Source organism: Bacillus sp. ABP14, assembly GCF_001831375.1.
In the GTDB taxonomy this organism is placed as follows: Bacteria; Bacillota; Bacilli; order Bacillales; family Bacillaceae_G; genus Bacillus_A; species Bacillus_A paranthracis.
This window is the reverse complement of sequence record NZ_CP017016.1, coordinates 150,001-176,951: the sequence shown is the minus strand read 5'-3', so window position 1 is coordinate 176,951 and position 26,951 is coordinate 150,001. Positions and strand designations below refer to the sequence as shown.

Below are 26,951 nucleotides of genomic sequence, written 5' to 3'. Positions count from 1 at the left end.
TATGAAGAAAGAATACAAAAAAGAGGGACCTTATTTTAGGTCCCTCCTTATCAAAACTGTTACTTTGCTGCTGGCAATTGTATTGGGTCAAACTTTTCATACGACGTATATTTTGCGTTCGTAATAATGTGTGCTTTATCCTTGCCATTACTACTCATAATCATGTCTATCTTTGCTGATTCATATTTAAAATCTTTTGTAATGATATATTCTGCATCCACTTCTTCTATCTTCGCATTTTGTGCTTGTAACATTTTCTTCTGCGTTTCATCCATGCTAGTTAACATACTTTCTGTTTCTTGCCCTTTTAATGTAAATTTCAGTTTATATTTATCTCCGCTTTTCTCCAGCTTCATTTTATCTAAAACTACTTCCGGTACTTCTAATTTATCTATAATATCTTGAGTCGCTTTCATTCCACCAGCGTTTAATTGCTCCTCTGGTACGGTTATAACTTCTCCTGTATTAGGGTTTTTTACCTCACCAGCAACTTTACCATCCACAGTATACACTACAACATCTGTACCGGAAATATTCATTTCAGAACGAGAATTCTTTGTCTTTGGCTCTAATTGCATCTTAGCCTTTAATATATCCATCTCTGTCCCCTCAGCTTTTACCCCTACACCATATGTCATCGTTACATGTTCTTCATTTTTAAAAGCTTCATTCGTTTTCTTGAAAACATCTTTCGCCGTTAATTCCTTTTCTTTTTGAACGGATTCTTTTTTCGGCTCATCCGTCTTTGCTGTTTTCTCATTACTACACCCTACCCCTAGACTGATTGCAAGTACTAAACTTGAAACAAAAATAATTTTTTTCATACTGTTGCCCCCTTTCCCAAAATAATATCACCTCTTTTCCTATGAAATCTATATAATTTTTAATCTATACTCGCTATATAGCGACATGTTTAATAAAGATTTTAAATATGATGTAAATAACGACAACTCATTTCAGGAGGACATTATGAAGGCGATCATTTGCACACAGTATGGACCACCTAACGTTCTTCAGCTTCAAAATATAGAGAAACCTATACCTAAAAAGAACGAAGTATTAGTTAAAATTCACGCAACAAGTGTATCGACTGGAGATTGTAAAATACGCGGATTTAATAGCCCTCTATTATTTTGGATTCCTATGCGACTTATATTAGGACTTAGAAAACCGAGAAACCCTATACTTGGCGTAGAATTAGCAGGAGAGATAGAGGATATTGGGACAGATGTAACTCAATTTAAAAAAGGGGATCAAATTTTTGCATTAACAGAACTCAATCTTGGTGGTTATGCCGAATACACATGCGTGCATGAAAGTGGATTAATAACATTAAAACCTACCAATGTAACGTATGAAGAAGCGGCAGTTATTCCTTTTGGTGGAACTTCAGCGTTGCATTTTCTGAGAAAAGGCCGGATAAAAAAGGGGCAACAAGTACTAATATATGGCGCATCTGGATCAGTAGGAACAGCTGCCGTACAACTTGCTAAATATTTTGGTACGACCGTTACGGCTGTTTGTAGTAATTCAAATTTTGAACTCGTTCAATCTTTAGGGGCTGATAAAGTAATTGATTATACGAAAGAAGATTTTACTAAGGGGTGCGAGCGCTACGATATTATATTTGATGCAGTTGGGAAGTATAAAAAATCCCTTTGTACAAATACATTAACACCCAATGGAAAATATGTATCTGTGAATGGAATGATGGCAAAGGTAAGTAAAGAGGATATGATTCTACTAAAAAAACTAACTGAAACAGAACATTTAAAACCTGTTATTGATAGAACTTACCGATTAGAAGAAATTGCTGAAGCTCATATGTATGTGGAAAAAGGGCATAAAAAAGGAAACGTTTCGATTACCTTAAAATAAAATATATAAGGATTAAAAAAGAAGGTATCTCACCAGGGTGAGATACCTTCTTTTTACCTTTTGAATCCACCTTCTGAATGAATAACTTGCCCCGTAATCCACTCTGCTTCTTCACTTACTAAAAACTTAATGAGTCTTGCTGCATCCTTTGGTTCACCAATTCTTCCAAAAGGAAACATCGGTTTTAATCCTTGCTTTATCTCTTCAGTCATCCAGCCTGTATCGGTTGGACCTGGGTTAATTGCATTCACTGTTATTCCTAAATGAGCTACTTCTGCTGACAACGTACTAGTTAGAGCATCAATAGCTCCCTTCGTTGTTGCATACGCTAGTTCTCCCGCCATAGGCCCTTGGAATTGTCCCGACGTCATATTCACAATTCTACCACCAGATTTCTTATCAAATCCTCTGGCAAATTGACTACTTAACAATGTAGTCGCACGAACGTTTACCATGTAATGCTTATCCAGTTCTTCAGCAGTCAAATTAGAGAAATCATTATTCGTAGAATATGCTGCATTATTAATTAATATATGGGGGTAGCCTAGTTGTTCAGTAACTTTATTTATAAGCTCTTTCGGTGCATCATTCTGAGTTAAATCTAACTCCATACTCGATACTTTCACACCATTTTTTAGTAACTCTTCTTGTAATTGTATTTGTTCACTTTGATCAACGCCCCAAGGCATCTCTTTATCGTAAGCTGTCCAATATGTAAAAAATATATCGTATCCTGCTTCAGCTAATTCTTTACAAGTTGCTGCACCTATACCATCTAGACGACTTACACCTGTAACAACTGCTACTTTATGTTTTAATTGATTCATCATATACTCCTCCAATTTTAAAGGACGCATATTTTATATAAGAGATATGAATTTCCCCACATACGTATCTATCCTTACAAAGGGGATGCACAAGCCAAATATGCAATCCTTGCATGATTTACAGATAGCTAAATAACCCCTCACTTATGAGAGAAAAATTCATCTATCTAATTTCTAATCATTACAAGTTCATCCACATATTGAGTCCTTGTCTCCTTTCCATATACCTCTATTTCTATCTTAACAATATGATGTAATATTTTAAATGATAAAAAATAAAAACCAATATTCCATTCCAAACTTCCATCAAATTTATTATATTATAATATTTAAATAATGGAAATAATCAGAAAAAAACACTGGTAAATATTGACTAGCCTTCTTATAATAAAACGTGGGGCTAATGTGAGAGTTTAGTTTTATACAAATAGGGGGAAGAAACATGTCAAAAAAATTACTTTCTTTATTTTCTGCAATAATCGTAGCAGCTTTTGTAATAACCGGCTGTGGTCAAAGCGATACGACAAATAAAGAACAAAAAGAGAATGCAACAAAAGAAAGCAAAACAGAAAAAACGGATACGACGAAAGAAAATAAACCTGAAGATAAAAAATCCGAAAATAAGAAAACTGAAGATAAAAAGACGGAAAATACCGCTACTAGCTCCAGCGATTATTCTAAACTTATTTCCTACATGGAAAAAGAAACAGGTGGTAAAACAAAAGTTCTTTTTGAAAATAAGGAACCACAAGTCCATAAAGCTGAAGATGTTTCAGTATCGATGAACAGCTATACATTAGTTGAATTAAATGGATTCCATACGGACTTTAACATTCCATTTAACCGTCAAACAGAGGGCGGAGTTATTCTTGTGAACTATAGCGTAAAAAATAGTTCAGCTAAAGATATTTATTATATGCCAGCATTGGACATGTCATTTACTGGTGCTCAGAAAGTATATAGTAACTATAAAGACTTAATTCCAAAAGAAGATCAGCTACCAACTAAGCTTGCTCCAACGAATGATTACTTAGTAAAAGCAGGAGAAACTATTTCTGGTTATATCGCGTATCCATTCGGAAAAGATGATCTAGAAAAAATTTCAAGTCTCTCAACAGTCTCAGTCACAGTCCCAACTGCACAAGCTAATAAAGGAAAATTCGATGCTCCAATCGGAAGCCCTGGAAGCTTTTCATTAAGTTTAAATAAACAAGGTGCTGAGAAGGTTGCAACAGATAAAACTTTCTACCAAGATAAAGCTACGGCTAATAACATGGGCGATAAAAAAATGTTAAAAGAGAAATCAAGTATTAATAGCAGCCAAGAATTAGGTGCTGTTCATGTTACATTAGACGGATACCAATTTACTCAATTCACACCAAATTCCGTCGAAGCTCCACGCTTTGCAAATTTCAAAAATGGTATTGTTCTATTAACAGTGAAATTCAAGCTTGATAACAAAGATACTCAAGACGTTTCACTATCTCCTATAAGCTCTACATTGAGAGTGAATGATGGTACACAATATACGATTAATGAAGGTATGCTACTAAATTACGACTATAACGCTGCAGTCAAAACGGGAACATCTGGAGAGTTACTGCAAGTATTTATTTTAGATCAAGAGCAGTATGAGAAGATTTGGAAAGACAAAAGCTTTGAGATTGAGTTAGGACCTATGAGAAATAAAGAAGCTAAAGATATTTCACAAGGTAAAAAAGCTAAATTTACATTACCTAAATAAATTACTAAATATATAATAGAAAAGGCATATAACATATGATTGTTATATGCCTTTTCTATTTGTATCAAGAACAAAACTTTCATTTAAGTGTATACATTTATGATTACCTATTCGTTGTATAAGTATAGGGAGGAAAAATGATGGGAAAAGAAAATATATTGACCTCCTATCTTATCAATTTAGGGGAGGAAGTGTTCAAACTATTACTAGCGAAAGGGGCTATAAAAGAAGACGCAGAAGACATCATCCAAAATACTTTCTATAAAGTATATACGTTGCTAGATGACCTAACAGAGAATAACATACGTCCATGGTTTTTTAGGGTTGCATTAAACGAATACATTGACTTGAAGAGAAAAAAAGAGCAGCAAAACATCTATTTAACTGAAGAGATTTATTCAAAACTACAATATACAGACCGAGAATTAGATGCTGTTTTAAATAAAGATGAGATTTTCTATCTATTAAAAGATATAAAACTAGAATACAAAGAAGCCTTCTTTTTAAAGTATTATTACGATTTTACATACGAAGAAATCGCACTAATACTAGATATTCGAGTAAACAGCGTCAAACAAAAGTTACATCGCGCACGTAAAACAATTCATTCTACAGTAGGAGGAAAACCTTAATGGATACTTCTTTAAAAGATGCATTAAAAAAAGCTAAAAGGAAACAGTTACTTAAAATCATCATTACTTCTATTATCGTTGTCATCATACTTATCCCTATCATTTATAAGGTGGGCAATTACTTCGCAGCCAAAAGTTCTACGAAACTTCACGAACAACTATTTTTACATAATGCAATTGCAGAACCAAATGTACAAATTGATTCTCAAGTAACGAGTAATTCATCTATGTTTGGCGGCAATATTATATCAAATCGTTCCAAAAATATTAATGGTTATATCGTCCCATGGAACACATTAACAAGCTCCTATGGTTGGATCCGTATCAATATTGATTCCAATGAATTAACGCCTGGTTTTTATTGGTCTAGGTCCAATACAGAGTTTTATGAGTATGATAAACAAACAAAGAATAAATTTGCAACATTTTATAATCCTGCTATTAAGGACTATTTTGATGATGTCCAAAATGAATTAGGAGAAGTTTCACAAATGAACAACTATGTTGCCGAAGTTGCTATCTCTTTCAATCAGCCCTACACACTACAAGAAATTAAAGAAAAAATTCCAGACAACTTAAACATTGTATGGTTATATATGACCTCACCAATTGGAGATGAAAGCAAAGGACCTGCTGGTATGCCCGTTTACGGATTCAATCCAGACAATTCTCCTAAAGAAGCGTACAAAGAGTTCGTTGATTCACTTAAACAATACGATGACGATGGATATCACGAAGATATCCAAAAGTTTTTAAAATCAAACAAGGGCAAACCATTCGATCAAGTGAAAATTTTAGGTGTTATGCTAACAGGAAAAACGGAAAACTTTAAGGCATTAGAAAATCAAGAATTTATTCGTGGTGCTTCTGTAGGGGTTACTGCACCAATTGTTCCTTATATAAAACCAGAGAAATAATAAGGAACCCCCAGATGAACTTAAAGAACATACATGAACCTGTTTACTACGGGAGCTATCCGCTACAATAGATAGCTCCCATCTCTCATTTATTGCTTAATTTTCAAAAATAAACTTCACAATATTTTATGTGCAATTTTATAAATAAAAAATCATAAATTTGTTCACATTATATCCATTGTGAATTTTTTCACAATGGATATATAATAAACTTGTAAATACAATATTGGAGGGATTTCGATGGTTATCAATTTTTTAAGAACTGATAAACGTGCTACTTTCATATTATTATTTTTACGACTTTACATAGGGTATACATGGCTCGCTGCTGGAATAGGCAAAGTCTTTGGACAATCTTTTGACGCAAGTGGTTTTCTAAAGGGCGCTATCGCTCAAGCATCAGGTGACCACCCCGCAGTACAAAGTTGGTGGGCAGATTTTCTTCAACATTTTGTTCTTCCAAACGCAGACCTATTTAGCTTTTTAGTTCAATGGGGAGAAATTTTAGTAGGTCTAGGTTTGATTTTAGGCGGATTAACAAAAACAGCTGCATTTTTCGGAATCATAATGAATCTATCATTTTTATTAAGCGGAACTGTTAGTGTAAATCCAAACCTGCTTATTTTGACTATGTTCATTTTAGTTGCAGGACAGAACGCTGGACGTATTGGATTAGATGGCTATGTTTTCCCAAAAATTTTCCGTAAAAACAACCACGGAACATATAAATTAAGTAAAACTGCGTAGTAACGGTTTACTCTTAAAATATAAATAAGAAAAAGAGCCTGCGTATAGGCTCTTTTTTGTTTACTCCAAATTTAAACTCTTAACGAGCCACGAAAACCTCTGGCAGCATAATAAGAATCTGCCCCATTGTGATACACGAAAACATGCCCGAAGCGATAATCGCAAAATAGCGCACCACCGAGTTCTCTAATATCTAAAGGTGTTTGTACCCAGCTTGATGATTTCATATCAAAATCTCCAAGTTGTTGTAACTCTCGATATTGTTCTTCAGTTAATAGTTCAATACCCATAGCGGCTGCCACATCAATAGCGTTATTTTCTGGTTTATGCTTCTTTCTTGATTCTAACGCTTCAAGATCATAACAAAGGCTTCTACGGCCTTTAGGACTCTCCTTTGAACAATCATAGAAAGTATATTCGTCCTTCTCTTCATCATAACCAACAACATCCGGCTCACCGCCTGTTACTTCCATTTCATTAAGTGACCACAATTTTTCATTATTAGTAGCCAGCTTCGCTTCAACTTTAGCCCATTCAAGGCCTTCATGGCGGTTCATGTTTTTCTCAAAACGGGCTTGTAATACTTTTAATAGTTCTTCACGTCGTTCTACAGATAACTCATTTTTATTCTCTGTCATATTCGTCCTCCGAATTAAGCTTCCTTATAACCACTTAAATCTTCTCAATAATGGTTTACTTGCAGTTTACAACAATCTGGCCCGATTGCACAACGAATAATCCCTGTGCGGATATCCATTATATAGTACTAAAACCCTCCATACTTTCTCCAAGAATATAATGTGAAAACCACATCAAATTCTGCTTCATAATAGCTACATTCATTCCTGGCTGATCAGGACTATATGCCATTCCTTTAAATATCATTAATTCTGTATCAACTTCCATATCCCTTAATCCTTGATGTAGCTCATATGCATTTGTAACTGGAATTCTTGCATCCTTTTCGCCATGTTGGATTAAGGTAGGCGTACAAGCTGATTTAATATACGTCATTGGTGATGTTTTCGTATATATATCTGGATCATTCCATGGAGTATTTCCTAAATGCATCCTAATGAAGTAAGGGATATCTGTATTTACGTAATGAGTACTCCAGTTCGTAATTCCGCCCCCAACTGAAATTGCCTTAAATCTGCTACTAAATGTAGAACAGAAAGCTGATATATATCCTCCGTTACTCCATCCCATAACTCCTACTCTATCTTTATCTACAATCCCTTTTTCAACTAGTTCATCCACTCCAGATATAACATCATCGTAATCAGCAAGTCCTTGTTTTCTGTAGTTCGCTTTTAAAAATTCATTACCATAACCAGAACTTCCATCAGTGGGAGTCTTATAGCCTACGAATTGTGGAATGAAAAATGGACTAAGAATTTAATCTTAGTCCATTTATTATTTTATATCCATTTTGTATGGAATGTACCTTCTTTATCTACTCGTTTATACGTATGCGCTCCAAAATAATCGCGCTGCGCTTGCAACAAGTTTGCAGGTAGTTTGGCAGTACGATAGCTGTCATAATAAGAAATTGCTGCTGAAAATGCAGGTATCGGAATGCCCTGTTGTACCGCCATTGAGATAATTTGGCGTAATCCACCTTGATATGACTCTACAATTTCTTTAAAGTATGGATCAAGTAAAAGGTTCGGTAGGTCAATGTTAGTCTCATAAGCCTCTTTAATGTTCTGTAAAAAGGCAGCACGGATAATACATCCGCCTCTCCAAAGCATAGAAATGCTGCCAAAATCAAGGTTCCAATCGTATTCCTCAGAAGCTGCCTTCAATTGCGTGAATCCTTGTGCATAAGAACAAATTTTACTCATATATAAAGCTTGGCGCACCGCTTCAATTAATTCGGCTTTTTCAACTCCAATTGCTGTTTTATCTTTAGGGCCAGATAAAACTTTGCTTGCGTTCACACGCTCTTCTTTTAAAGCAGAAATGCAACGTGCAAATACAGATTCCGTGATAATAGGCAGAGAGATACCTAAATCAAGTGCGCTTTGACTTGTCCATTTCCCTGTACCCTTTTGTCCTGCAGTATCAAGAATAACATCCACTAATGGCTTACCAGTTTCTTCATCTTTCTTCTTGAAAATATCGGCTGTAATCTCAATTAGATAGCTGTTCAGTTCACCTTTATTCCATTCAGCAAATATTTCATGGAACTCTTCTGCAGTCAAATCTAGTGTTTGTTTCAAGAAGAAATATGCTTCACAAATTAATTGCATATCTCCATACTCAATACCATTGTGAACCATCTTTACATAGTGTCCTGCCCCATTCGGTCCGATATAAGAACAGCAAGGCTCGTTATTCACTTTTGCAGAGATGTTTTCAAGCATATCCTTTACTTTTTCGTATGCATCCTTCTGTCCGCCGGGCATAATAGATGGTCCCTTCAATGCACCCTCTTCGCCGCCTGACACACCTGCCCCGATGAAATTGATTCCTTCTTCGGCAAGACGTTTGTTTCGGCGAATTGTATCGACAAAGTATGTATTACCACCGTCAATTAAAATATCACCTTTATCGAGGTGAGGGACTAGAGAATCAATCGCTTTATCTGTAATTTCTCCCGCATTAACCATTAATAAAATCTTTCTAGGTGATTCGAGTGAGTTAACAAACTCTTCAACTATATGAGTACCAACTAAGTTTTTACCACGGTTTTCCTCAATGGTTTCATCAACTTTTTCCTTTGAAATATCATATAGGGCAACAGAATACCCTTTACTCTCAAAGTTAAGTGCGAGGCTTTTTCCCATAACGCCCACACCAACAACTCCAATTTGTAACTTTTCCATATTCTATCGTTCCTTTCCATGTATGTTACTCTGTATTATAGTATATATACCTAAAATAACATTTTAATCAAATAATCCAACTTTTTCATTTCAATAGGCTCTGCCAGTATTCGTGCAAAAGGTTAAAGGGACACGGCACATCACTATCAAGTTAAAAAATAAAGAGAAATTTTCATCCTTATTAATCAATCATGAAAAATCACATTAAACAGCTTCCGTATCCCTTTTACTGTTTAGAAAGATCTATACAAATAAACTTAATAATAAAGTAAACCCTAATCCGGCTACAGAAACGATAGTCTCAAGTAAAGTCCATGTTGCAAATGTTTCTTTCATGCTTAAACCAAAGTACTCTTTGAACATCCAGAAACCAGCATCGTTCACGTGTGAAGCAATTAAACTACCAGCCCCTGTTGCAAGGACAACTAAAGCAAGGTTAACATCAGATTGACCTAACATCGGAATCACTAAACCGACAGTTGTTAATGCAGCAACCGTAGCAGACCCCAATGAAATACGTAAGATGGCAGCGATAATCCATGCGAGCAAGATCGGTGATAATGAAGTTCCTTTGAATAATTCGGCTACATAGTTACCAACGCCGCCATCAATTAATACTTGTTTGAAAGCGCCGCCTCCACCAATAATTAAGAGCATCATCCCAATATTCGAGATCGCTGTTGTACAAGATTCCATCACGTTTTTGATTGGAATATTTCTTGCCAATCCCATTGTATAGATCGCAACTAGTAAGGATATCAACATGGCAGTATCCGCATTCCCAATAAACTCGATCGTTGCTAGTAAACTATTATCTTTGAATCCCATTGTTTTTTGCAACAAAGTAATAATTGTAGCGACTGCCATTAAAAGAACAGGCAGTAAAGCGGTAAAAACACTGATTCCAAAACCAGGAGTTTCTTCAAGTTTAAATACTTTCTGCTCACCTAATGATTGTATATTACCGGTTTTTGTGAACGCCTCAGGTACTAGTTTTTTTGCAAGTTTAGTAAATACAGGTCCAGCTAACACAACCGTTGGAACCGCTATCATAAAACCGTAAAGTAATACTTCACCGATGTTTGCATGCAATTCACCAGCGATAGCAGTTGGTCCTGGATGTGGTGGTAAAAATCCGTGTGTTACAGATAAAGCAGCTGCCATCGAAATACCGAGATATAAGATAGAAACTTTTAATTCTCTTGAAATTGCAAATACAATCGGAATTAATAATACTAATCCTACTTCAAAAAATAATGCAATCCCGATAATAAATGAGGCAGTCACAACAGCCCATTGAATGTTCTTTTCACCAAATTTTTTCACAAGGGTCATGGCAATGCGTTGTGCACCCCCAGAATCTGAAAGCAACTTACCTAACATCGCACCAAGTCCAAAAACGAGTGCTAAGTGCCCAAGTGTTCCGCCTAATCCCGCTTCAATGGTTTTAAAAATCTTTTCTGGTGGCATTCCAAGTGCTAACGCAACCCCGACGGATACAATGATTAATGAAATAAAGGTATTTAATTTAAAGCGCATAATCAGTAAAAGTAATGCTAAAATCCCAATTGCTACAATGACTAATGGCATCGTAGTTCCCCCCTAATCTTAGCTGTATTTGTATTGATCCCGCTATTCGTGGGCAGTAAGGCCCCCACCACCTCGAGATTTAGATAGAAGCGAGGCATGGGAGATTACTGATGAAAGTTTTACTTTATTAAATTTCTTTGATAATTTGCAATTCGTGTATAATCATCTTCTAGTGCCCTTGATAGGTTAATAAATATAGGCAGTAATTGTCTGTATTCTTTTGTTGCTTCTTCTTTCGGTGTATGTTTGTAGGTACTGCCAACCATTTCGGAAACGATTTCAAAAGAATCAATTTTTCCTGTGGCATAGAGACCTAATATACATGCACCTAGACAAGAGCTTTCGTAGCTCTTTGGAACAACGACTTCAGATGCGAAAATATCGGACATCATCTGTCGCCAAACGTCAGACCTTGCGAAGCCGCCTGTTGCTTGAATACGAGTTACAGGACCATCCATGCATTCTGTTAATGCTAAAAATACAGTGTATAAATTATATATAACACCTTCTAAAGCTGCACGAATCATATGTTCCTTCTTATGTGACATCGTTAAACCGAAGAAGGAGCCACGTACATCTGGATTCCATAATGGTGCACGTTCCCCTGCGAGGTACGGATGGAATAATAATCCGTCTGCACCAGGTCTCACGCGTTCTGCTATTTTAGTTAATACATCGTATGGATCAATTCCTAGTCTTTTCGCAGTTTCTACTTCTGATGAAGCAAGTTCATCACGAATCCAGCGAAGGACCATCCCTCCATTGTTTACCGGTCCACCAATTACCCAATGTTTTTCGGTTAAGGCATAACAAAATATTCTTCCTTTTTTATCTGTTTGTGGTTTATCAATGATGGTCCGAATAGCACCACTTGTTCCAATTGTGACAGCAATCTCCCCTTTCCGAATTGCGTTCACACCTAGATTAGAAAGCACCCCATCACTGGCACCAATGACAAACGACGTTTGGGAATCGATACCAATCTTTTGGGCTAAATCTGGATTGCAGTTGCTGAATATTTTGGTGGTTGGTACGAGTTTAGATAATTGAGCTGATGTTATACCAGCAATTTTTAAAGCTTCCTCATCCCAATCTAGCGTTTTTAAGTTCATCATACCCATGCACGAGGCGATGGAATGATCAACAACATATTGATCAAAGAATTTTTTGAAGATATATTCTTTGATTCCAATATATTTTTTCGTTCTAATAGCAATTTCCGGATGGTCATTCACAATCCATGTAATTTTACTTAATGGTGACATTGGGTGAATAGGTGTTCCTGTTCGTCTATAAACTGCATGGCCATTCAGTTCATCTTTGATTTTATGTGCCCATGCTTCACTGCGATTATCTGCCCAAGTGATACAAGGTGTCAGCGGCTGATCATTTTCATCCATGGCAATGACACTATGCATAGCACTGCTAAATGAAATAAACGATGGGTTTTTATCTGAATGCTGTTTCGTTATATTTGATATTGCTTGTAAAACTGCTTGAAAAATCTCTTCTGGATCTTGTTCCGCTGTGGATATATCCGGTGTGCGAAGTGGATAACCAATATTCTCAGTTTGAATGACTTCGCCTTTTTCAGTAAATAAAACTGCTTTCGTACTTGTTGTACCGATATCTATACCTAACATATAGCTACTCATGTCCTTGCTCAACTCCTTTAGATAACATTTGTTGTGACATCCAGAGGTCTTCGACTTTCCCTTGAACATCATCAAAGTTTTGATGTAAGGCCTTAATCATGAGGGCTCGATCTTTTGATTCGATTGCTTTTATATAAAGCTCATGATTTTTAATAATCCGTTCAAAGTCTTCGTACTTTTCCTTGAAACGAGTACGCATTGATAAAAGGATTAAGCTTTCCATAACAGGCTTTAAATTATTCCAAATCATCAGGATGTAGGAATGCTCAATGGTTCGAATAATCGTTTCATGGAATAAGAGATCTTGATAAGAAAATTCATCAGAATCATGATACTTAATGGCGATTTTCATCATTTCCATTATTTTATTTAGTTCTCTTACTAAATCATTTGTGTCCATCTTTCCAAGTCGCTCAAAGATAAACGTTTCTATAAGTAAACGAACATCATATATTTCTTCAATTTCTTTCTCGGTTAAACCAATGACAACTGCGCCCATTCTTTCTAAGCGAATAATATTTTCAGAAGCTAGTAATTTTAATGCTTCACGAACGGGTGACCGACTTACAGAAAAATCGGCAGCTATTTTATTTTCTGACAGGATGGTACCGCTTTCAATTGCACCTGCAATAATGCGCATTCTCAATTCGCTCGCAACACGATCACCTGTAGAAGCTTTTGAAAGCCATTTTTCAGGATAAAGAAATTCCATTGATTTCGTCATAAACCCACCTCGTGTTAATCAAGTATACTTGTATACAAGTATTATAACTCGGATTTTTAATTATGCAAGCGCTTTTATTGTTCGCGTTGGTTCTATTAGAGGAAAGCCCATAATTATTAAGCTAACAAATCAAGTCACCCCAAAACTATTATTGTTGATAAAGAAGATTTAGGAAATGGAAAACGAAACAAGTGGTATGAAAGACAAATAATTATAGAATCTATGTAAAAAGAAGCAGCTACCTTTAAATGGAGAGGTAGCTGCTTTTTTAGTTGTTCATATTCTGCTGATGCTTTGAAATTAATTTAGACATATAGACAAAACCCTAAATTACGTATTGTCTTGTAACTCCATGAATATCTATTCGCACTATTGTGTTTATACACTGCTCATTGATAGCTTCCCGATTAATTCTCAATAACATCATGTAACCTCTCAGCAAACTCTTTATGATGCACTGTGTTATAACCCACATGATGTCCTGGAAACTCTGCGAATTCTGTTCCGAGGTGTTCTGCTAAGTTGAATGCGCAATGATAAGGAAAAGTTTCTCTTGAAATACTTCCACCAGCTGGACGTACCTGTATCGATGCAGGTTTTAATAGGGACTTTAATGCATCGATATTTAAAGTATAGCTGAGAATTCCCGGGATTTCATACTCAGTGAAATACATCGAATTGCCAAGTAGTCGCTCTGTTAGCATATCCTTCGATGGTTCGGAATTACTATCATCAATATTTGACAATAACTTCATGACCTCACTTTGATGATTCCCTTTAAGGTCTTCCATGAAATTTATAGCCTGCTTCAACTCATTTTCAGATAAAAGTTGTAATAAAACCGGTTCGTGTGGAATTAGTAACTGTACCTGCTCAGGATGACGTATGCACAAATCAAGTCCGATAACAGCACCAGAACTACTTCCGAATACATAAGCCGGTTCTTTGGTCAGATTAGCTAGCAACCGATGAGCATCTTCGCTATGCGTGTGCACATGGTAATCCTCATTTTTATTGACGAGATTGCTACGGGAATGACCACGACGATCGTAAGTAACAACGGTATACCACTTAGCAAGATGGTCGGCGATATTATGGAACTTGTCGGCATCACCACCCCCACCATGAATCAAAAGAAGAATTGGACCCGAGCCACGCACCTCATAATAGATGCTTGCTCCAATTACTTGCAATGTTCCGTTTTTTACTATACTCATTTGTACATTCTTCCTTTCTTTTGTCATCTCCCTTAACATTACATAATTGGTGAACGATATAAAATGCAGGAAATAACTAAGAAACAAATTTACCATAAGAAAAAGCAATGTGTGGCTTTAAAATAAAGTTTGATTAAAAATATTGTGTTAAACCGTATTCTATGATGAATAAAAAGAAACCATTTTGAAAAAGTCTAATCAAAATGGTTTCTTATCCAAAAGAGGAATGCAATTATATAATCAAGGTTCAACAAACCCTCTTTAAAAGGCTCTATGTGTTTTCCCTCCACTTTCTATATGCTTCCGTAAATAATAATATCTATGAAGTTCCATAATGAAATGAAACAAAATAAGCGAAAGCATTGAGTATACACACATTAATACAATTGCCACCATCTGTTGTGTTGCAAAACCAAGACTGATGTTAGCAATAAGTTGCCCTAATCCTACAAAAGCAACTGCTCCTATGCCCCCCATTCCTTTCGATGATTTTGACTTTTTTCTTGGTTCCTGAAGTTTTTTAATATGATTTTTATAATAATGATACAAAGCAAAACTATATAAACCAAATGAAAAAATAAAATAAATTGGCGTTTGTAATTCTAACATTTCATATGCAAATTTTTGAGCTATAACCAATAATCCTACTGAACATACGATACCAAATACTCCTCGAAATAGAGTGTATTGTAATTGCCGTTTCCGAGGATTGATAATAATCCATATCGCCCATAAGTTCAAAAAGATAATCGGAGGAGCCACTATATATACATACAATAATCGAAAAGGATTCGCAAAAGCAGGCGCAAGAACAAATATGTCTGCTATCCCAATAACAAGAGTAATAATGGTCGATCTTATATCCTGTGCAGCATAAACAGCCATATAGTATTCAAAAGCTTTCTTATTAAAATCTATATTTTTTTGCATGTTAATTAAACCACCCCGCTACTGTTGACCAAGCTTTTTTCGCACCCGTTTTCACCATCATACCTTCAAGTAAAGTACAATTATTTTGAAATTTATTCATCTTTACAAATTAATGCAATTCATCAGTAAATGCTATTTAAATCTACTCTAATTTTATTACGAAACAACTCTTTTTTTTCTATAATATTCAGAATAAAAATTGACAGATCTCTCAAAATAAACTTTCGGATATTTCCTCACTTCAATAACCTCTTAAATAATTTCTCTCTTAATAAAATCTGAATATTCATTTAAATAAAAATATTTTTGTTCTAAATCCGATAAAAATTCATGTTACCTACTCATTTTTATTCCTTTTAAACGAGTTGAACGACCTAGAGAGGATACATCTTGAATTTTCAGCCATGTTTTATAATTTATACCGATACCTGAACCACGACCTTCTTTTATCCACTTTTCAATTTCAGGTGTTCTTTTTCTTTTAGACATAAAAACACCCCTTTAGATAATCATATCTAAAGGGGTGAAGCATCACAACTTTTTTTAAAACATCGCGACTTTATTTCAAATCCACAACTATATTTACTAACCTACTAATCTCCTACTCAACCGTAACAGACTTAGCTAAGTTACGTGGCTTATCAACGTCACACTCACGGTGAAGTGCTGCGTAGTATGAGATAAGTTGTAATGGAATAACTGCTACTAACGGTGCTAGTGCTTCATGTACAGCTGGTAATACGAAGCTGTCACCTTCCATTTCTAAGCCTTTCATTGAGATGATACATGGGTTAGCTCCTCGTGCTACTACTTCTTTCACGTTACCACGAATTCCAAGGTTTACGTGCTCTTGTGTAGCAAGTGCGATAACTGGTGTACCATTTTCGATTAAGGCGATTGTACCGTGTTTTAATTCTCCTCCAGCAAATCCTTCTGCTTGGATGTAAGAGATTTCTTTTAGTTTTAACGCGCCTTCTAATCCTACGTAGAAGTCTACGCTACGTCCGATGAAGAAACAGTTACGAGTTGTTGCTAAAAATTGTTTTGCTAAAGCGTCCATTTCTTCTTTTTGATCACAAAGTTGTACCATTGCATTTGCTACAAGTCCTAGTTCGTGTGTTAAGTCAAAACCAAGAACTTCACCTTTTGCTTTAGCAATATCTGCAGCTAAAATTGAAAGTACTGCAAGCTGTGCTGTGTAAGCTTTCGTTGATGCAACGGCGATTTCTGGTCCCGCGTATAACGGAAGTGTATAATCTGCTTCACGAGAAAGTGTAGAACCAGGTACGTTTGTAATTGTTAATGCTTTATGACCCATTTCATTTGTTTGTACAAGTACTGCACGGCTATCAGCTGTTTCACCACTTTGTGAAATGTAAATAAAGAATGGTCTTTCTGTTAATAATGGCATGTTATAAGAGAATTCACTTGCTACATGCACTTCAACTGGCATTTTTGCAAACTTCTCGATAAATTGTTTTCCAACAAGACCTGCATGATAACTTGTTCCACATGCAATGATGTAAATACGATCGCTATCTAAAATCGCATTGCGGATGTCTTGATCTAATTCAATCTCGCCATTTTCATCTTGGTACTTTTGAATTATATTACGGATAACAAGTGGTTGCTCATCGATTTCTTTAAGCATGAAATGAGGGTATGTTCCTTTTTCAATATCACTTGCGTCTAATTCCGCTGTAAACGGTGCACGTTCAATCGTTTCACCTTGTAAGTTTTTAATTGTAATACTTTCTTTCGTTACAATTACAATTTCTTTATCCATTAATTCAATAAATTGATCTGTAACTTGTAACATCGCCATAGCGTCGCTCGCCACAACATTAAAGTTGTCACCAACACCTACTAATAGCGGGCTTTTGTTTTTAGCAACATAAATCATGTTTGGATTTTCAGCATCAAGTAATCCGATTGCATAAGAGCCATGTAAAAGAGATAGCGTATTACGGAACGCTTCTTCTACACTTAGTCCTGTGCTCACTTGTTGTTCCATAAGCTGTACGATAACCTCTGTATCCGTTTCACTTACGAACGTTACATCTTGTAAATATTCCTTCTTCACTAACTCATAGTTTTCAATTACACCGTTATGAACTAGTGTAAAACGCTTTGATGTACTTTGATGCGGATGCGCGTTTACTTTGCTCGGAACACCATGTGTAGCCCAGCGTGTGTGACCGATCCCCACGCTTGTTGCTACGTTCTCATCTACGATTTCGCGAAGTTTTGCAATACGGCCTTTTTCTTTGTATACAACAACACCGTTCTCTGCTTGTACTGCAATACCTGCTGAATCATATCCACGATATTCTAGCTTTTCTAAACCTTTTAATAAAATTTCCTTTGCATCTTGCTCTCCAATAAATCCTACGATTCCACACATGTTTAGTCGCCGTTACAAATGCTTACACTGCTCTGCGAACATGTAACGACATAGTCCGATACCATTTTTATTTATACTAAAAAACGGATTACATATTGCTAGCCCTGTAAGCTTGTAACGGCTTTCACCTTCCTCTCGATTGGGTTTAAGTCCGTATATACTTATACAGCTAGTTTGTATCCGTTCCTTTTCTCTCATCACACTTTCACCTTTGTCCACTAAGTCACCTTAATGATTTAAGTAAAAGCTTGCGGTTGTGATGAACAACCGGGAGCCATCCGCCGAAATCTCGATAAACCCCACCTCGTCAACTACACTACTTGTAGTTCTGGCGCTTCTATAATTTACAATATTTCCTTTGAGAAAAAGAACAAGACCATCTTATAACAAACATGGATAAACCGTCAATGAAAATTTTTTCACCATCTATAAAACATATGAAAAAGGAGCACTTATTGTGCTCCTTTTCAATAAATTTATTAAATTATTCAGCGCCAACTTCCGCTTTCACAACTTCTACAATGCGATGTACATATGCATCACAAACTTCTTGTGTTGGTGCTTCTGCCATTACACGAATAAGTGGTTCTGTTCCAGATGGACGAACAAGAATGCGGCCATCACCATTCATTTCTTCCTCTACAACACGAATAATTTCTTTAATTTTTTCGTTTTCTAGTGCTAGTTTTTTATCTGTCACACGAACGTTTACTAGTAATTGCGGGAATTTTGTCATTTCTCCTGCAAGCTCAGATAATGGTTTTTTCGTCATTTTCATAATGTTTACAAGTTGAAGTGCACTTAACATTCCATCACCAGTTGTAATGTAATCAAGTAAGATAATATGGCCTGATTGTTCTCCACCTAAGTTGTAACCTCCGCGCTTCATTTCTTCCATTACGTAGCGGTCACCAACTGCTGTTTTATCACTTGTAATACCGTTAGCTTCAAGTGCTTTGTAGAAACCTAAGTTACTCATAACTGTTGAAACAACTGTATTATGCTTTAGTTGACCAGTTTCTTTCATGTACTTTGCACAAATAAACATAATTTGATCGCCATCAACAATGTTTCCTTTTTCATCTACAGCGATTAAACGGTCACCATCACCATCGAAAGCAAGACCAATATCAGCACCTTTTTCTTTTACTAATTCAGCTAATACTTCTGGATGCGTAGAACCTACTCCATCGTTAATGTTCATACCGTTTGGTGAAGTTCCCATTGTTGAAATATCAGCTTCTAAATCAGCAAATAAGTACGGAGCTAAAGAAGACGTAGCACCATGCGCACAATCTAAAGCGATATGTAAACCTGAGAAATCTTCCTCTACAGTTTGTTTAATGTATTGTAAATACTTTTGTCCACCTTCAAAATAATCACTCACTTGCCCAAGGTTCGTACCTGTTGGACGTGGTAATTCATCCACTTCTTTGTCTAATAAAGCTTCAATTTCTGCTTCTTGCTCATCTGTTAATTTAAAACCGTCTGAACCGAAGAATTTAATTCCGTTATCTTGTACTGGATTATGAGATGCAGAAATCATAACACCAGCTTGTGCATCTAACGCTTTCGTTAAATAAGCAACACCTGGTGTAGAAATAACACCAAGACGCATTACTTCTGCTCCAGTTGATAATAGACCTGCTACTAAAGCTCCTTCTAACATATGTCCTGATATACGTGTATCACGGCCAATAATTACTTTTGGACGGTCTGTATCTTTTGTTAATACATAACCACCAAAACGTCCAATTTTGAACGCTAATTCAGGTGTTAACTCCTTATTCGCAACCCCGCGTACTCCATCTGTACCAAAATATTTACCCATTATGATTCGCTCCTTTTTCTGGCTCTTTTTGATTATCTACTGTTGGCTCTTGGCTAGTTTCTTTATCTTTATTTTGTTCCGATTCCTTCTCCTTTTCCTTTTCCTTTTCTGGATCAGGCTTAGGTTCAGGTTCAGGATTTTTTGGTTTTTCAGTTTGATTATCTTTATTATTATTTGAATTTGGTTGCTCACCGTTACCCTGTACTTCTTTATCGGGATTTTCTTTCTTCACAATTGTAACTTTAGCACTTTTTTGTTTTGGCTCTATTGAAATATTACCAGGGCCACTCACTTGAATAGCAACATCCTTCGTCCCAGGAGACACATTTTGTAGATTAATCACTGCTGTTATTTGAGCAGCTGTTATTTTATCTACTATACTTGTTTCTCCTGAAATATCAACGCTTATCTTCCCATCTTGCGGCGAAAGTAACTGGGCCGTAACGTCTTTAGAAAGTCCATTTTTTTGAATTGATATACCATCAATCGTTCTTGTTTTCGTTTGTTTTGTTTTTTGTACACCTACTGAAACCTTTACTTGATTTGGCTTCGCACTTGTTACACCCTTTGGTAATAAAACAGAGGTATCGAATGTTGTAGACTCTGTCAATTGACTAAGATCTACTTCGACCCCCTCTATCGATTGTATATTATCCAATATATCTTTTGGACCTGCTATCGTTACTTCTCTCGGCTCAACACTAATATTTGTAACGGCCAATCCTTCCGGTAAACTCCCCTTTTTCGCATATGTTATAGGAACAGTTTTTTCAGTATTATTGGCCGTAGCTTGCGTCGCCACATTCAACGTTACACTAATTTTAGATGGACTTGTTCTTACATTTAAACGTTTGCCTTCTTTATTGTATAATGTAACTTCGGCTGTTTTTGTAACAGTTTTATTAACACCTTTTAAATCAACATACGCCTTAGCAGATGAAATACTTTCAATTTCTTCTTTCGTCCCAACTACCTCAACCGTATCAGGTTTAATATTTGATTTTTCGAGAGTAGCACCAGCTGGCATTTGATCCTCATTTGATAATTTCAAGTCTACATGAACATATTTTCTCGCTTTTTCATGAAGAGTAATTTTAATTGTTGATGGCTGAACTGTTCCTTTCACATCATCTGGAAGTCCATTCGTTTTCAAAGAAACTTCATACGTTCCTTTTTCGCTGCCTCTCAAATCAACTGGTATATCAAATTGTTTTTTCGCTTTTGCCGTAGCAACTGCTGCTTTTGGACCCTCTAACTTCACCTTAACGCCCTCTGCCGGAATACCACTTACAATATATTTCTCTTCATCATACTTAACGTTAATAGCATAATTAGTTAATGTTTCTTTCGCATCATTTGCAAAAGGTAGTATCCCCGATGTCGTATTTTTTTCAGTTAAAGTCGCTGACATAAAAAGCATACACGCCAATAGTAATGAGATCCCCTTTAAAAACCAATGATTCTCCATTAACTTATCCATGACGCTTTCTCCTCCAATTCCATAAAGACGAAGAAGTCGTTTTTTCGTTCGCACTAAATTCAGCTAACAACATATCTTTCAGTTGTTCTGTCTTCAAATCACGATGCAACTTACCATTTTTCGTTAAAGAAATTTGGCCTGTTTCTTCCGACACAACTACTGTAATACTATCAGTAACTTCACTAACTCCCATTGCAGCGCGATGCCTAGTTCCTAACTCTTTAGAAATAAATGGACTTTCCGATAACGGAAGATAGCAAGCTGCTGCTTTAATGGTACTTCCTTGCATAATTACTGCTCCATCGTGAAGAGGTGTGTTTGGAATGAAAATATTAATGAGTAATTCCGATGATACGTTTGCATTTAGCGGAATACCCGTTTCTACATAATCACCCATACCGGTCTCTTTTGACAAGGTAATTAATGCACCAATTCTACGTTTTCCCATATATTCCGTTGCTTTCGCTATCGCTGTTGCAACCATTTCAGGCTCATCATCCTCGTGAGTTCCAGTACGCGAAAATAAACTCCCGCGTCCTAGCTGCTCAAGCGCTCTTCGCAATTCTGGCTGGAAAATAATAATAACGGCTAAAAATCCCCACGTTAATACTTGTTCAGTTAGCCAATATAGCGTTCGCAATTCAAGGAAAATACTGATCATCCGAACGACAATAATAACTGTAATCCCTTTTAAAAGTTGAACAGCTTTCGTCCCTCGGATTATGAGAATTAGCTTATATATAATAAACCATACAACGGCAATATCTAATGCCGTACTAAGATATTTCAAAATGGTCGTATCTTCAAAAGGCATGCTAACCCTTCCTCCTACTTACGAGCAATTCTATCCATATATTGAAATATTGTTTTATGCTCTATCTGTATGTATTTCCAACAACTAGTTAATTATACCATACATGAAACAAACGACAATTACAAACAACCCCCTTTAGTCTAAATTGGTAAGATGTCAAACATTCTTATCGTACAGTATAATATAAATCATTATTATACGCCTATTTTCAAATAAAAAAAGCAACTTCTCAGTTGCTTTTCTTACATTTATTTTAGTTTTTCACCGAATAAAGAACCCATTAAAGCAACCGCTGTTGTTGCCGTTCTATTTCGCTCATCTAAAATCGTATTTACCTCAACAAACTCGGCAGATGTAACAATATCAGCTTCCGCTAACATCTCCATTGCTAAATGACTTTCACGATAAGATAAGCCACCAATTACAGGTGTTCCAACTCCTGGTGCATCATGAGGATCAAGACCATCTAAATCTAATGATAAATGCACACCATCAGTATGAGATAAATACGCGATTGTTTCTTCCATAACAGCCGTCATACCCATACGATCAATCTCGTGCATTGAAAATACTTTAATACCTTCATTTCGAATAAAGTCTTTTTCTCCTTCATCTAATGCACGTGCACCGATAATTACAACATTCTCTTTTTTCACCTTTGGATATGCCCCGTATAAATCTACAAGCGTGGGATGTCCATACCCTAAACTTGCTGCAAGTGACATACCGTGAATATTTCCAGATGGTGAAGTTTCTTCTGTATTTAAATCACCATGTGCATCATACCAAATAACACCTAGGTTTTTATAATGTTTCGCAACACCAGCTAATGTACCGATAGCGATACTATGATCGCCACCTAATACAAGTGGAAAACGCCCTTCTTCTATAATATGATCCACCTTACTTGCTAATTCGTTACATACAGTTGCAACTTGTGTAAGGTTTCTTAAGCTTGTATTTACCTCTACTTCTTTTTCTCTCTCTATACATATATCTCCCATATCTTTAACGTCATATCCAATTTCTTCAATTCTTTCAATTACACCTGCATAACGGATTGCGCTCGGTCCCATATCAACGCCACGACGCATCTGCCCTAAATCCATTGGAACTCCAATAACTGAAATTTCTTTTTTCATAGATAGTATCCCCCTTCTGTGCCTTCACTAAATATTTTAAATCTTTTATATAGTCTGACTCAACTCGACATTTTTCTGTATGGATATACAAATTATTCACTTATATCCACCTAAAAATCCAAATGTTAAGACTATTCTATGTATAAAGTTAACTTAATGAAACAACTACCATCATTATTATTAGATAATAATAAAAAACACTCCCGCATTTAGAAGTGTTTTTCTGATGCTATTTTCCACACTGCTGCAATATTCTTTGCTGTCATTTCGATATTCTCTTCTGCTACTTTATATGCCTCCTCTAATGTCATCGGACTTGTTGTAATACTAAATACTGCGTCAATTCCTTTTTCATGAACAGCCGAGTAATTCGGAGATACTGATCCCCCAATCGCAATGACAGGAATATGAAGACGCTTTGCACGCTCCGCAACACCTACTGGGGCCTTTCCATATGCTGTTTGTTCATCTATTCTCCCTTCGCCAGTTATAATTAAATCTGCACCTTCTATATGCTTATCAAAATTTGTATAATCTAATACAATTTCAATTCCTCTCCGCAAGTTTCCCTTTAGCACTGCACTAACAGCTGCTCCCATACCTCCTGCAGCTCCTGCACCAGGTATTTTAGATACGTCGCAAAATAGGTATTGTTTAAGGATATGCGCATAATGCTTTAAATTCTCATCCAGCTCTTTCATCATCTCTTCCTCCGCACCCTTTTGTCGTCCAAATACGAAAGATGCTCCTTTTATTCCAACTAACGGATTATCTACATCACATGCTGCTTCTATCTTTATATGCTTTAAGCGTGAATCCATTTGTGAAAAATCAATAGAGACAATCGAATGTAACGTTCCACCAGACGGCTCTATTACTTCTCCTTTTCTATTTATAAACCTGACTCCTAAAGCTGACAACATACCCGCTCCTCCATCATTTGTAGCACTTCCCCCAAGTCCTAAAATGATATGCTCAGCTCCTTCGTCTAGCGCATGTAGTATAAGTTCTCCTGTTCCTTTCGTCGTCGTAATAAGTGGGTTTCGCTTTTTAGCCGGAACGTGTTGTAAACCTGATGCTGCTGCCATTTCAATAAACGCTGTCTTTTTATCTTTAGACATACCGTAAAAGGCTTGTACGCTCTCTCTAAGCGGTCCTGTCACATGAAATGATATAATCCTCCCGCTTGTAGCATCAACAAGGGAATCGACCGTTCCTTCCCCTCCATCTCCAATTGGTATTTTTACGTACTCTGCTTTAGGAAAAATTGCTCCAAAACCTCTTTCAATAGCTTCACATACTTCTATAGCTGTTAAGCTTTCTTTATATGAATCAGATGCAATAACAACTTTCATAATTATCCCCCACCCTTTATTTTCACGTTTTCTCCATTTTAAATGACAAGTATGAAAGTTGTCTTTTTAAACACAAAAAAAGCTTACATCATATGATGTAAGCTTTCTCTATTAGATGGAGCCTAGCGGGATCGAACCGCTGACCTCCTGCGTGCAAGGCAGGCGCTCTCCCAGCTGAGCTAAGGCCCCTTAGTAATTAAGCGGAAGACGGGATTCGAACCCGCGACCCCAACCTTGGCAAGGTTGTATTCTACCACTGAACTACTTCCGCGAAAATGGTGAGCCATGAAGGACTCGAACCTTCGACCCTCTGATTAAAAGTCAGATGCTCTACCAACTGAGCTAATGGCTCGTAAATGGCTGGGCTAGCTGGATTCGAACCAGCGCATGACGGAGTCAAAGTCCGTTGCCTTACCGCTTGGCTATAGCCCATTAATATTTACTAGTATGGTTATCTTTTCAAAAAAATAAACCCTCTCAGGTTATTTTAAAGAAAATGGTGGAGGGGGGCAGATTCGAACTGCCGAACCCGAAGGAGCGGATTTACAGTCCGCCGCGTTTAGCCACTTCGCTACCCCTCCGACATTTAAAATATATATGGTGGAGGATGACGGGATCGAACCGCCGACCCCCTGCTTGTAAGGCAGGTGCTCTCCCAGCTGAGCTAATCCTCCATTTGCCTGGCAACGTCCTACTCTCACAGGGACAAGGTCCCAACTACCATCGGCGCTAGAGAGCTTAACTTCCGTGTTCGGTATGGGAACGGGTGTGACCTCTCTGCCATCATTACCAGACTGTATTCATTTAAGACAAGAATTATTGTAACTCATTTAACTTTGAAAGTCAACAAGTTTTTTATATTCTTTCAAAACTAGATAACATTGCTTCATATTATATGGTTAAGTCCTCGATCTATTAGTATTCGTCAGCTCCACATGTCACCATGCTTCCACCTCGAACCTATCAACCTGATCATCTTTCAGGGATCTTACTAGCTTACGCTATGGGAAATCTCATCTTGAGGGGGGCTTCATGCTTAGATGCTTTCAGCACTTATCCCTTCCGCACATAGCTACCCAGCTATGCCCTTGGCAGAACAACTGGTACACCAGCGGTGCGTCCATCCCGGTCCTCTCGTACTAAGGACAGCTCCTCTCAAATTTCCTACGCCCACGACGGATAGGGACCGAACTGTCTCACGACGTTCTGAACCCAGCTCGCGTACCGCTTTAATGGGCGAACAGCCCAACCCTTGGGACCGACTACAGCCCCAGGATGCGATGAGCCGACATCGAGGTGCCAAACCTCCCCGTCGATGTGGACTCTTGGGGGAGATAAGCCTGTTATCCCCGGGGTAGCTTTTATCCGTTGAGCGATGGCCCTTCCATGCGGAACCACCGGATCACTAAGCCCGACTTTCGTCCCTGCTCGACTTGTAGGTCTCGCAGTCAAGCTCCCTTATGCCTTTGCACTCTACGAATGATTTCCAACCATTCTGAGGGAACCTTTGGGCGCCTCCGTTACACTTTAGGAGGCGACCGCCCCAGTCAAACTGCCCACCTGACACTGTCTCCCGGGTCGATAAGACCCGTAGGTTAGAATTTCAATACAGTCAGGGCGGTATCCCACCAGCGCCTCCACCGAAGCTAGCGCTCCGGTTTCAAAGGCTCCCGCCTATCCTGTACAAACTGTACCAAAATTCAATATCAGGCTACAGTAAAGCTCCACGGGGTCTTTCCGTCCTGTCGCGGGTAACCTGCATCTTCACAGGTACTATAATTTCACCGAGTCTCTGGTTGAGACAGTGCCCAAATCGTTACACCTTTCGTGCGGGTCGGAACTTACCCGACAAGGAATTTCGCTACCTTAGGACCGTTATAGTTACGGCCGCCGTTTACTGGGGCTTCAGTTCAGAGCTTCGCTTACGCTAACCCCTCTCCTTAACCTTCCAGCACCGGGCAGGTGTCACCCCCTATACTTCGCCTTACGGCTTCGCAGAGAGCTGTGTTTTTGCTAAACAGTCGCTTGGGCCTATTCACTGCGGCTTTCCGTTAAGAAAGCACCCCTTCTCCCGAAGTTACGGGGTCATTTTGCCGAGTTCCTTAACCAGAGTTCTCTCGCACACCTTAGGATTCTCTCCTCGCCTACCTGTGTCGGTTTGCGGTACAGGCACCTTTTATCTCGCTAGAAGCTTTTCTTGGCAGCGGGGAATCAAAGACTTCGCTCCATAAGG

General features: G+C 37.4%; 21 protein-coding genes, 6 tRNA genes, 2 rRNA genes and 2 pseudogenes (1 of these 31 running past the window's edge). 5 read left to right on the top strand and 26 right to left on the bottom strand.

Annotated features, from left to right (window positions below; all coding sequences use genetic code 11):
- Positions 1–59 precede the first annotated feature (59 nt).
- On the bottom strand, positions 60–824 hold the full coding sequence (locus tag BGI23_RS00985) for a DUF6612 family protein (RefSeq protein WP_000720093.1): 765 nt from the start codon (positions 822–824) through the stop codon (positions 60–62).
- Positions 825–969: 145 nt separating this feature from the next.
- Between BGI23_RS00985 and BGI23_RS00980 the strand changes: the two genes are divergently transcribed.
- Positions 970–1,878: an NAD(P)-dependent alcohol dehydrogenase gene (locus tag BGI23_RS00980; RefSeq protein ID WP_070805075.1), complete on the top strand. Its 909-nt coding sequence runs from the start codon at positions 970–972 to the stop codon at positions 1,876–1,878.
- Between the two features lie 53 nt (positions 1,879–1,931).
- On the opposite strand, the gene BGI23_RS00975 is transcribed toward BGI23_RS00980, so the two are convergent.
- Entirely contained in the window at positions 1,932–2,708 is a 777-nt protein-coding gene (locus BGI23_RS00975) for an SDR family oxidoreductase (RefSeq protein WP_041184059.1), read from the bottom strand.
- A gap of 439 nt (positions 2,709–3,147) precedes the next feature.
- On the opposite strand from BGI23_RS00975, the gene BGI23_RS00970 reads away from it, so the two are divergent.
- From BGI23_RS00970 to BGI23_RS00955, 4 genes are all read left to right on the top strand, one after another.
- Positions 3,148–4,449 (top strand): DUF5068 domain-containing protein, encoded by a 1,302-nt coding sequence (locus tag BGI23_RS00970; RefSeq protein ID WP_070805074.1) that lies wholly within the window; start codon positions 3,148–3,150, stop codon positions 4,447–4,449.
- A gap of 140 nt (positions 4,450–4,589) precedes the next feature.
- Complete coding sequence (locus BGI23_RS00965) at positions 4,590–5,081, top strand: RNA polymerase sigma factor (RefSeq protein WP_000514137.1); 492 nt, start codon at positions 4,590–4,592, stop codon at positions 5,079–5,081.
- Entirely contained in the window at positions 5,081–5,998 is a 918-nt protein-coding gene (locus BGI23_RS00960; protein WP_044790567.1) for a sigma factor regulator N-terminal domain-containing protein, read from the top strand. The genes BGI23_RS00965 and BGI23_RS00960 overlap by 1 nt, the downstream gene beginning before the upstream one ends.
- A gap of 240 nt (positions 5,999–6,238) precedes the next feature.
- On the top strand, positions 6,239–6,745 hold the full coding sequence (locus tag BGI23_RS00955) for a DoxX family membrane protein (protein WP_000236350.1): 507 nt from the start codon (positions 6,239–6,241) through the stop codon (positions 6,743–6,745).
- 71 nt (positions 6,746–6,816) lie between these two features.
- On the opposite strand, the gene BGI23_RS00950 is transcribed toward BGI23_RS00955, so the two are convergent.
- From BGI23_RS00950 to BGI23_RS00835, 24 genes and pseudogenes are all read right to left on the bottom strand, one after another.
- Positions 6,817–7,383 carry a DUF4256 domain-containing protein gene (locus tag BGI23_RS00950; protein WP_044790565.1) on the bottom strand — a complete coding sequence of 189 codons (567 nt, stop codon included), beginning with the start codon at positions 7,381–7,383 and terminating at the stop codon, positions 6,817–6,819.
- 118 nt (positions 7,384–7,501) lie between these two features.
- Positions 7,502–8,089, bottom strand: a pseudogene (locus BGI23_RS00945) (alpha/beta hydrolase family protein); the annotation flags it as partial.
- A gap of 77 nt (positions 8,090–8,166) precedes the next feature.
- A complete protein-coding gene (gene gndA / locus BGI23_RS00940) occupies positions 8,167–9,576 on the bottom strand; it encodes an NADP-dependent phosphogluconate dehydrogenase (protein WP_000413554.1) in 1,410 nt (469 codons plus the stop codon).
- 243 nt (positions 9,577–9,819) lie between these two features.
- Positions 9,820–11,166, bottom strand: coding sequence for a gluconate permease GntP (gene gntP / locus BGI23_RS00935; RefSeq protein ID WP_001131723.1), 1,347 nt, complete (start codon positions 11,164–11,166; stop codon positions 9,820–9,822).
- Between the two features lie 119 nt (positions 11,167–11,285).
- A complete protein-coding gene (gene gntK, locus BGI23_RS00930) occupies positions 11,286–12,821 on the bottom strand; it encodes a gluconokinase (RefSeq protein ID WP_000100548.1) in 1,536 nt (511 codons plus the stop codon).
- Positions 12,814–13,545, bottom strand: a complete 732-nt coding sequence (gntR, locus tag BGI23_RS00925; protein WP_000167471.1) for a gluconate operon transcriptional repressor GntR — start codon at positions 13,543–13,545, stop codon at positions 12,814–12,816. The genes gntK and gntR overlap by 8 nt, the downstream gene beginning before the upstream one ends.
- Before the next feature lie 407 nt (positions 13,546–13,952).
- Positions 13,953–14,762, bottom strand: coding sequence for an alpha/beta fold hydrolase (locus BGI23_RS00920; RefSeq protein ID WP_000029411.1), 810 nt, complete (start codon positions 14,760–14,762; stop codon positions 13,953–13,955).
- A gap of 261 nt (positions 14,763–15,023) precedes the next feature.
- Positions 15,024–15,692, bottom strand: a complete 669-nt coding sequence (locus BGI23_RS00915) for a hypothetical protein (protein WP_001171286.1) — start codon at positions 15,690–15,692, stop codon at positions 15,024–15,026.
- A gap of 270 nt (positions 15,693–15,962) precedes the next feature.
- A pseudogene (locus BGI23_RS00910) lies at positions 15,963–16,181 on the bottom strand (transposase); the annotation flags it as partial.
- 112 nt (positions 16,182–16,293) lie between these two features.
- Positions 16,294–18,096 carry a glutamine--fructose-6-phosphate transaminase (isomerizing) gene (gene glmS, locus BGI23_RS00905; protein WP_000334168.1) on the bottom strand — a complete coding sequence of 601 codons (1,803 nt, stop codon included), beginning with the start codon at positions 18,094–18,096 and terminating at the stop codon, positions 16,294–16,296.
- Between the two features lie 12 nt (positions 18,097–18,108).
- Positions 18,109–18,294 carry a hypothetical protein gene (locus BGI23_RS00900; RefSeq protein WP_001208183.1) on the bottom strand — a complete coding sequence of 62 codons (186 nt, stop codon included), beginning with the start codon at positions 18,292–18,294 and terminating at the stop codon, positions 18,109–18,111.
- Between the two features lie 286 nt (positions 18,295–18,580).
- Positions 18,581–19,927, bottom strand: coding sequence for a phosphoglucosamine mutase (glmM, locus tag BGI23_RS00895; RefSeq protein ID WP_000521474.1), 1,347 nt, complete (start codon positions 19,925–19,927; stop codon positions 18,581–18,583).
- Complete coding sequence (locus BGI23_RS00890) at positions 19,920–21,407, bottom strand: CdaR family protein (protein WP_000359578.1); 1,488 nt, start codon at positions 21,405–21,407, stop codon at positions 19,920–19,922. Before BGI23_RS00890 ends, glmM begins: the two co-directional genes overlap by 8 nt.
- A complete protein-coding gene (gene cdaA, locus BGI23_RS00885) occupies positions 21,400–22,221 on the bottom strand; it encodes a diadenylate cyclase CdaA (protein ID WP_001115700.1) in 822 nt (273 codons plus the stop codon). The genes BGI23_RS00890 and cdaA overlap by 8 nt, the downstream gene beginning before the upstream one ends.
- A gap of 248 nt (positions 22,222–22,469) precedes the next feature.
- Positions 22,470–23,363 (bottom strand): arginase, encoded by an 894-nt coding sequence (gene rocF, locus BGI23_RS00880; RefSeq protein WP_044790560.1) that lies wholly within the window; start codon positions 23,361–23,363, stop codon positions 22,470–22,472.
- 209 nt (positions 23,364–23,572) lie between these two features.
- On the bottom strand, positions 23,573–24,718 hold the full coding sequence (locus BGI23_RS00875; protein WP_070805072.1) for a glycerate kinase: 1,146 nt from the start codon (positions 24,716–24,718) through the stop codon (positions 23,573–23,575).
- Between the two features lie 116 nt (positions 24,719–24,834).
- Positions 24,835–24,907: transfer RNA gene (locus BGI23_RS00870), tRNA-Ala, on the bottom strand.
- 10 nt (positions 24,908–24,917) lie between these two features.
- Positions 24,918–24,989: transfer RNA gene (locus tag BGI23_RS00865), tRNA-Gly, on the bottom strand.
- A gap of 5 nt (positions 24,990–24,994) precedes the next feature.
- Positions 24,995–25,070, bottom strand: a tRNA-Lys gene (locus BGI23_RS00860).
- A gap of 5 nt (positions 25,071–25,075) precedes the next feature.
- Positions 25,076–25,150, bottom strand: a tRNA-Gln gene (locus BGI23_RS00855).
- 65 nt (positions 25,151–25,215) lie between these two features.
- A tRNA-Tyr gene (locus BGI23_RS00850) sits at positions 25,216–25,299 on the bottom strand.
- A gap of 17 nt (positions 25,300–25,316) precedes the next feature.
- A tRNA-Val gene (locus tag BGI23_RS00845) sits at positions 25,317–25,392 on the bottom strand.
- A 4-nt stretch (positions 25,393–25,396) separates the two neighbouring features.
- Positions 25,397–25,512, bottom strand: a 5S ribosomal RNA gene (gene rrf, locus BGI23_RS00840).
- 101 nt (positions 25,513–25,613) lie between these two features.
- Positions 25,614–26,951, bottom strand: a 23S ribosomal RNA gene (locus BGI23_RS00835) (it continues 1,585 nt past the right edge of the window).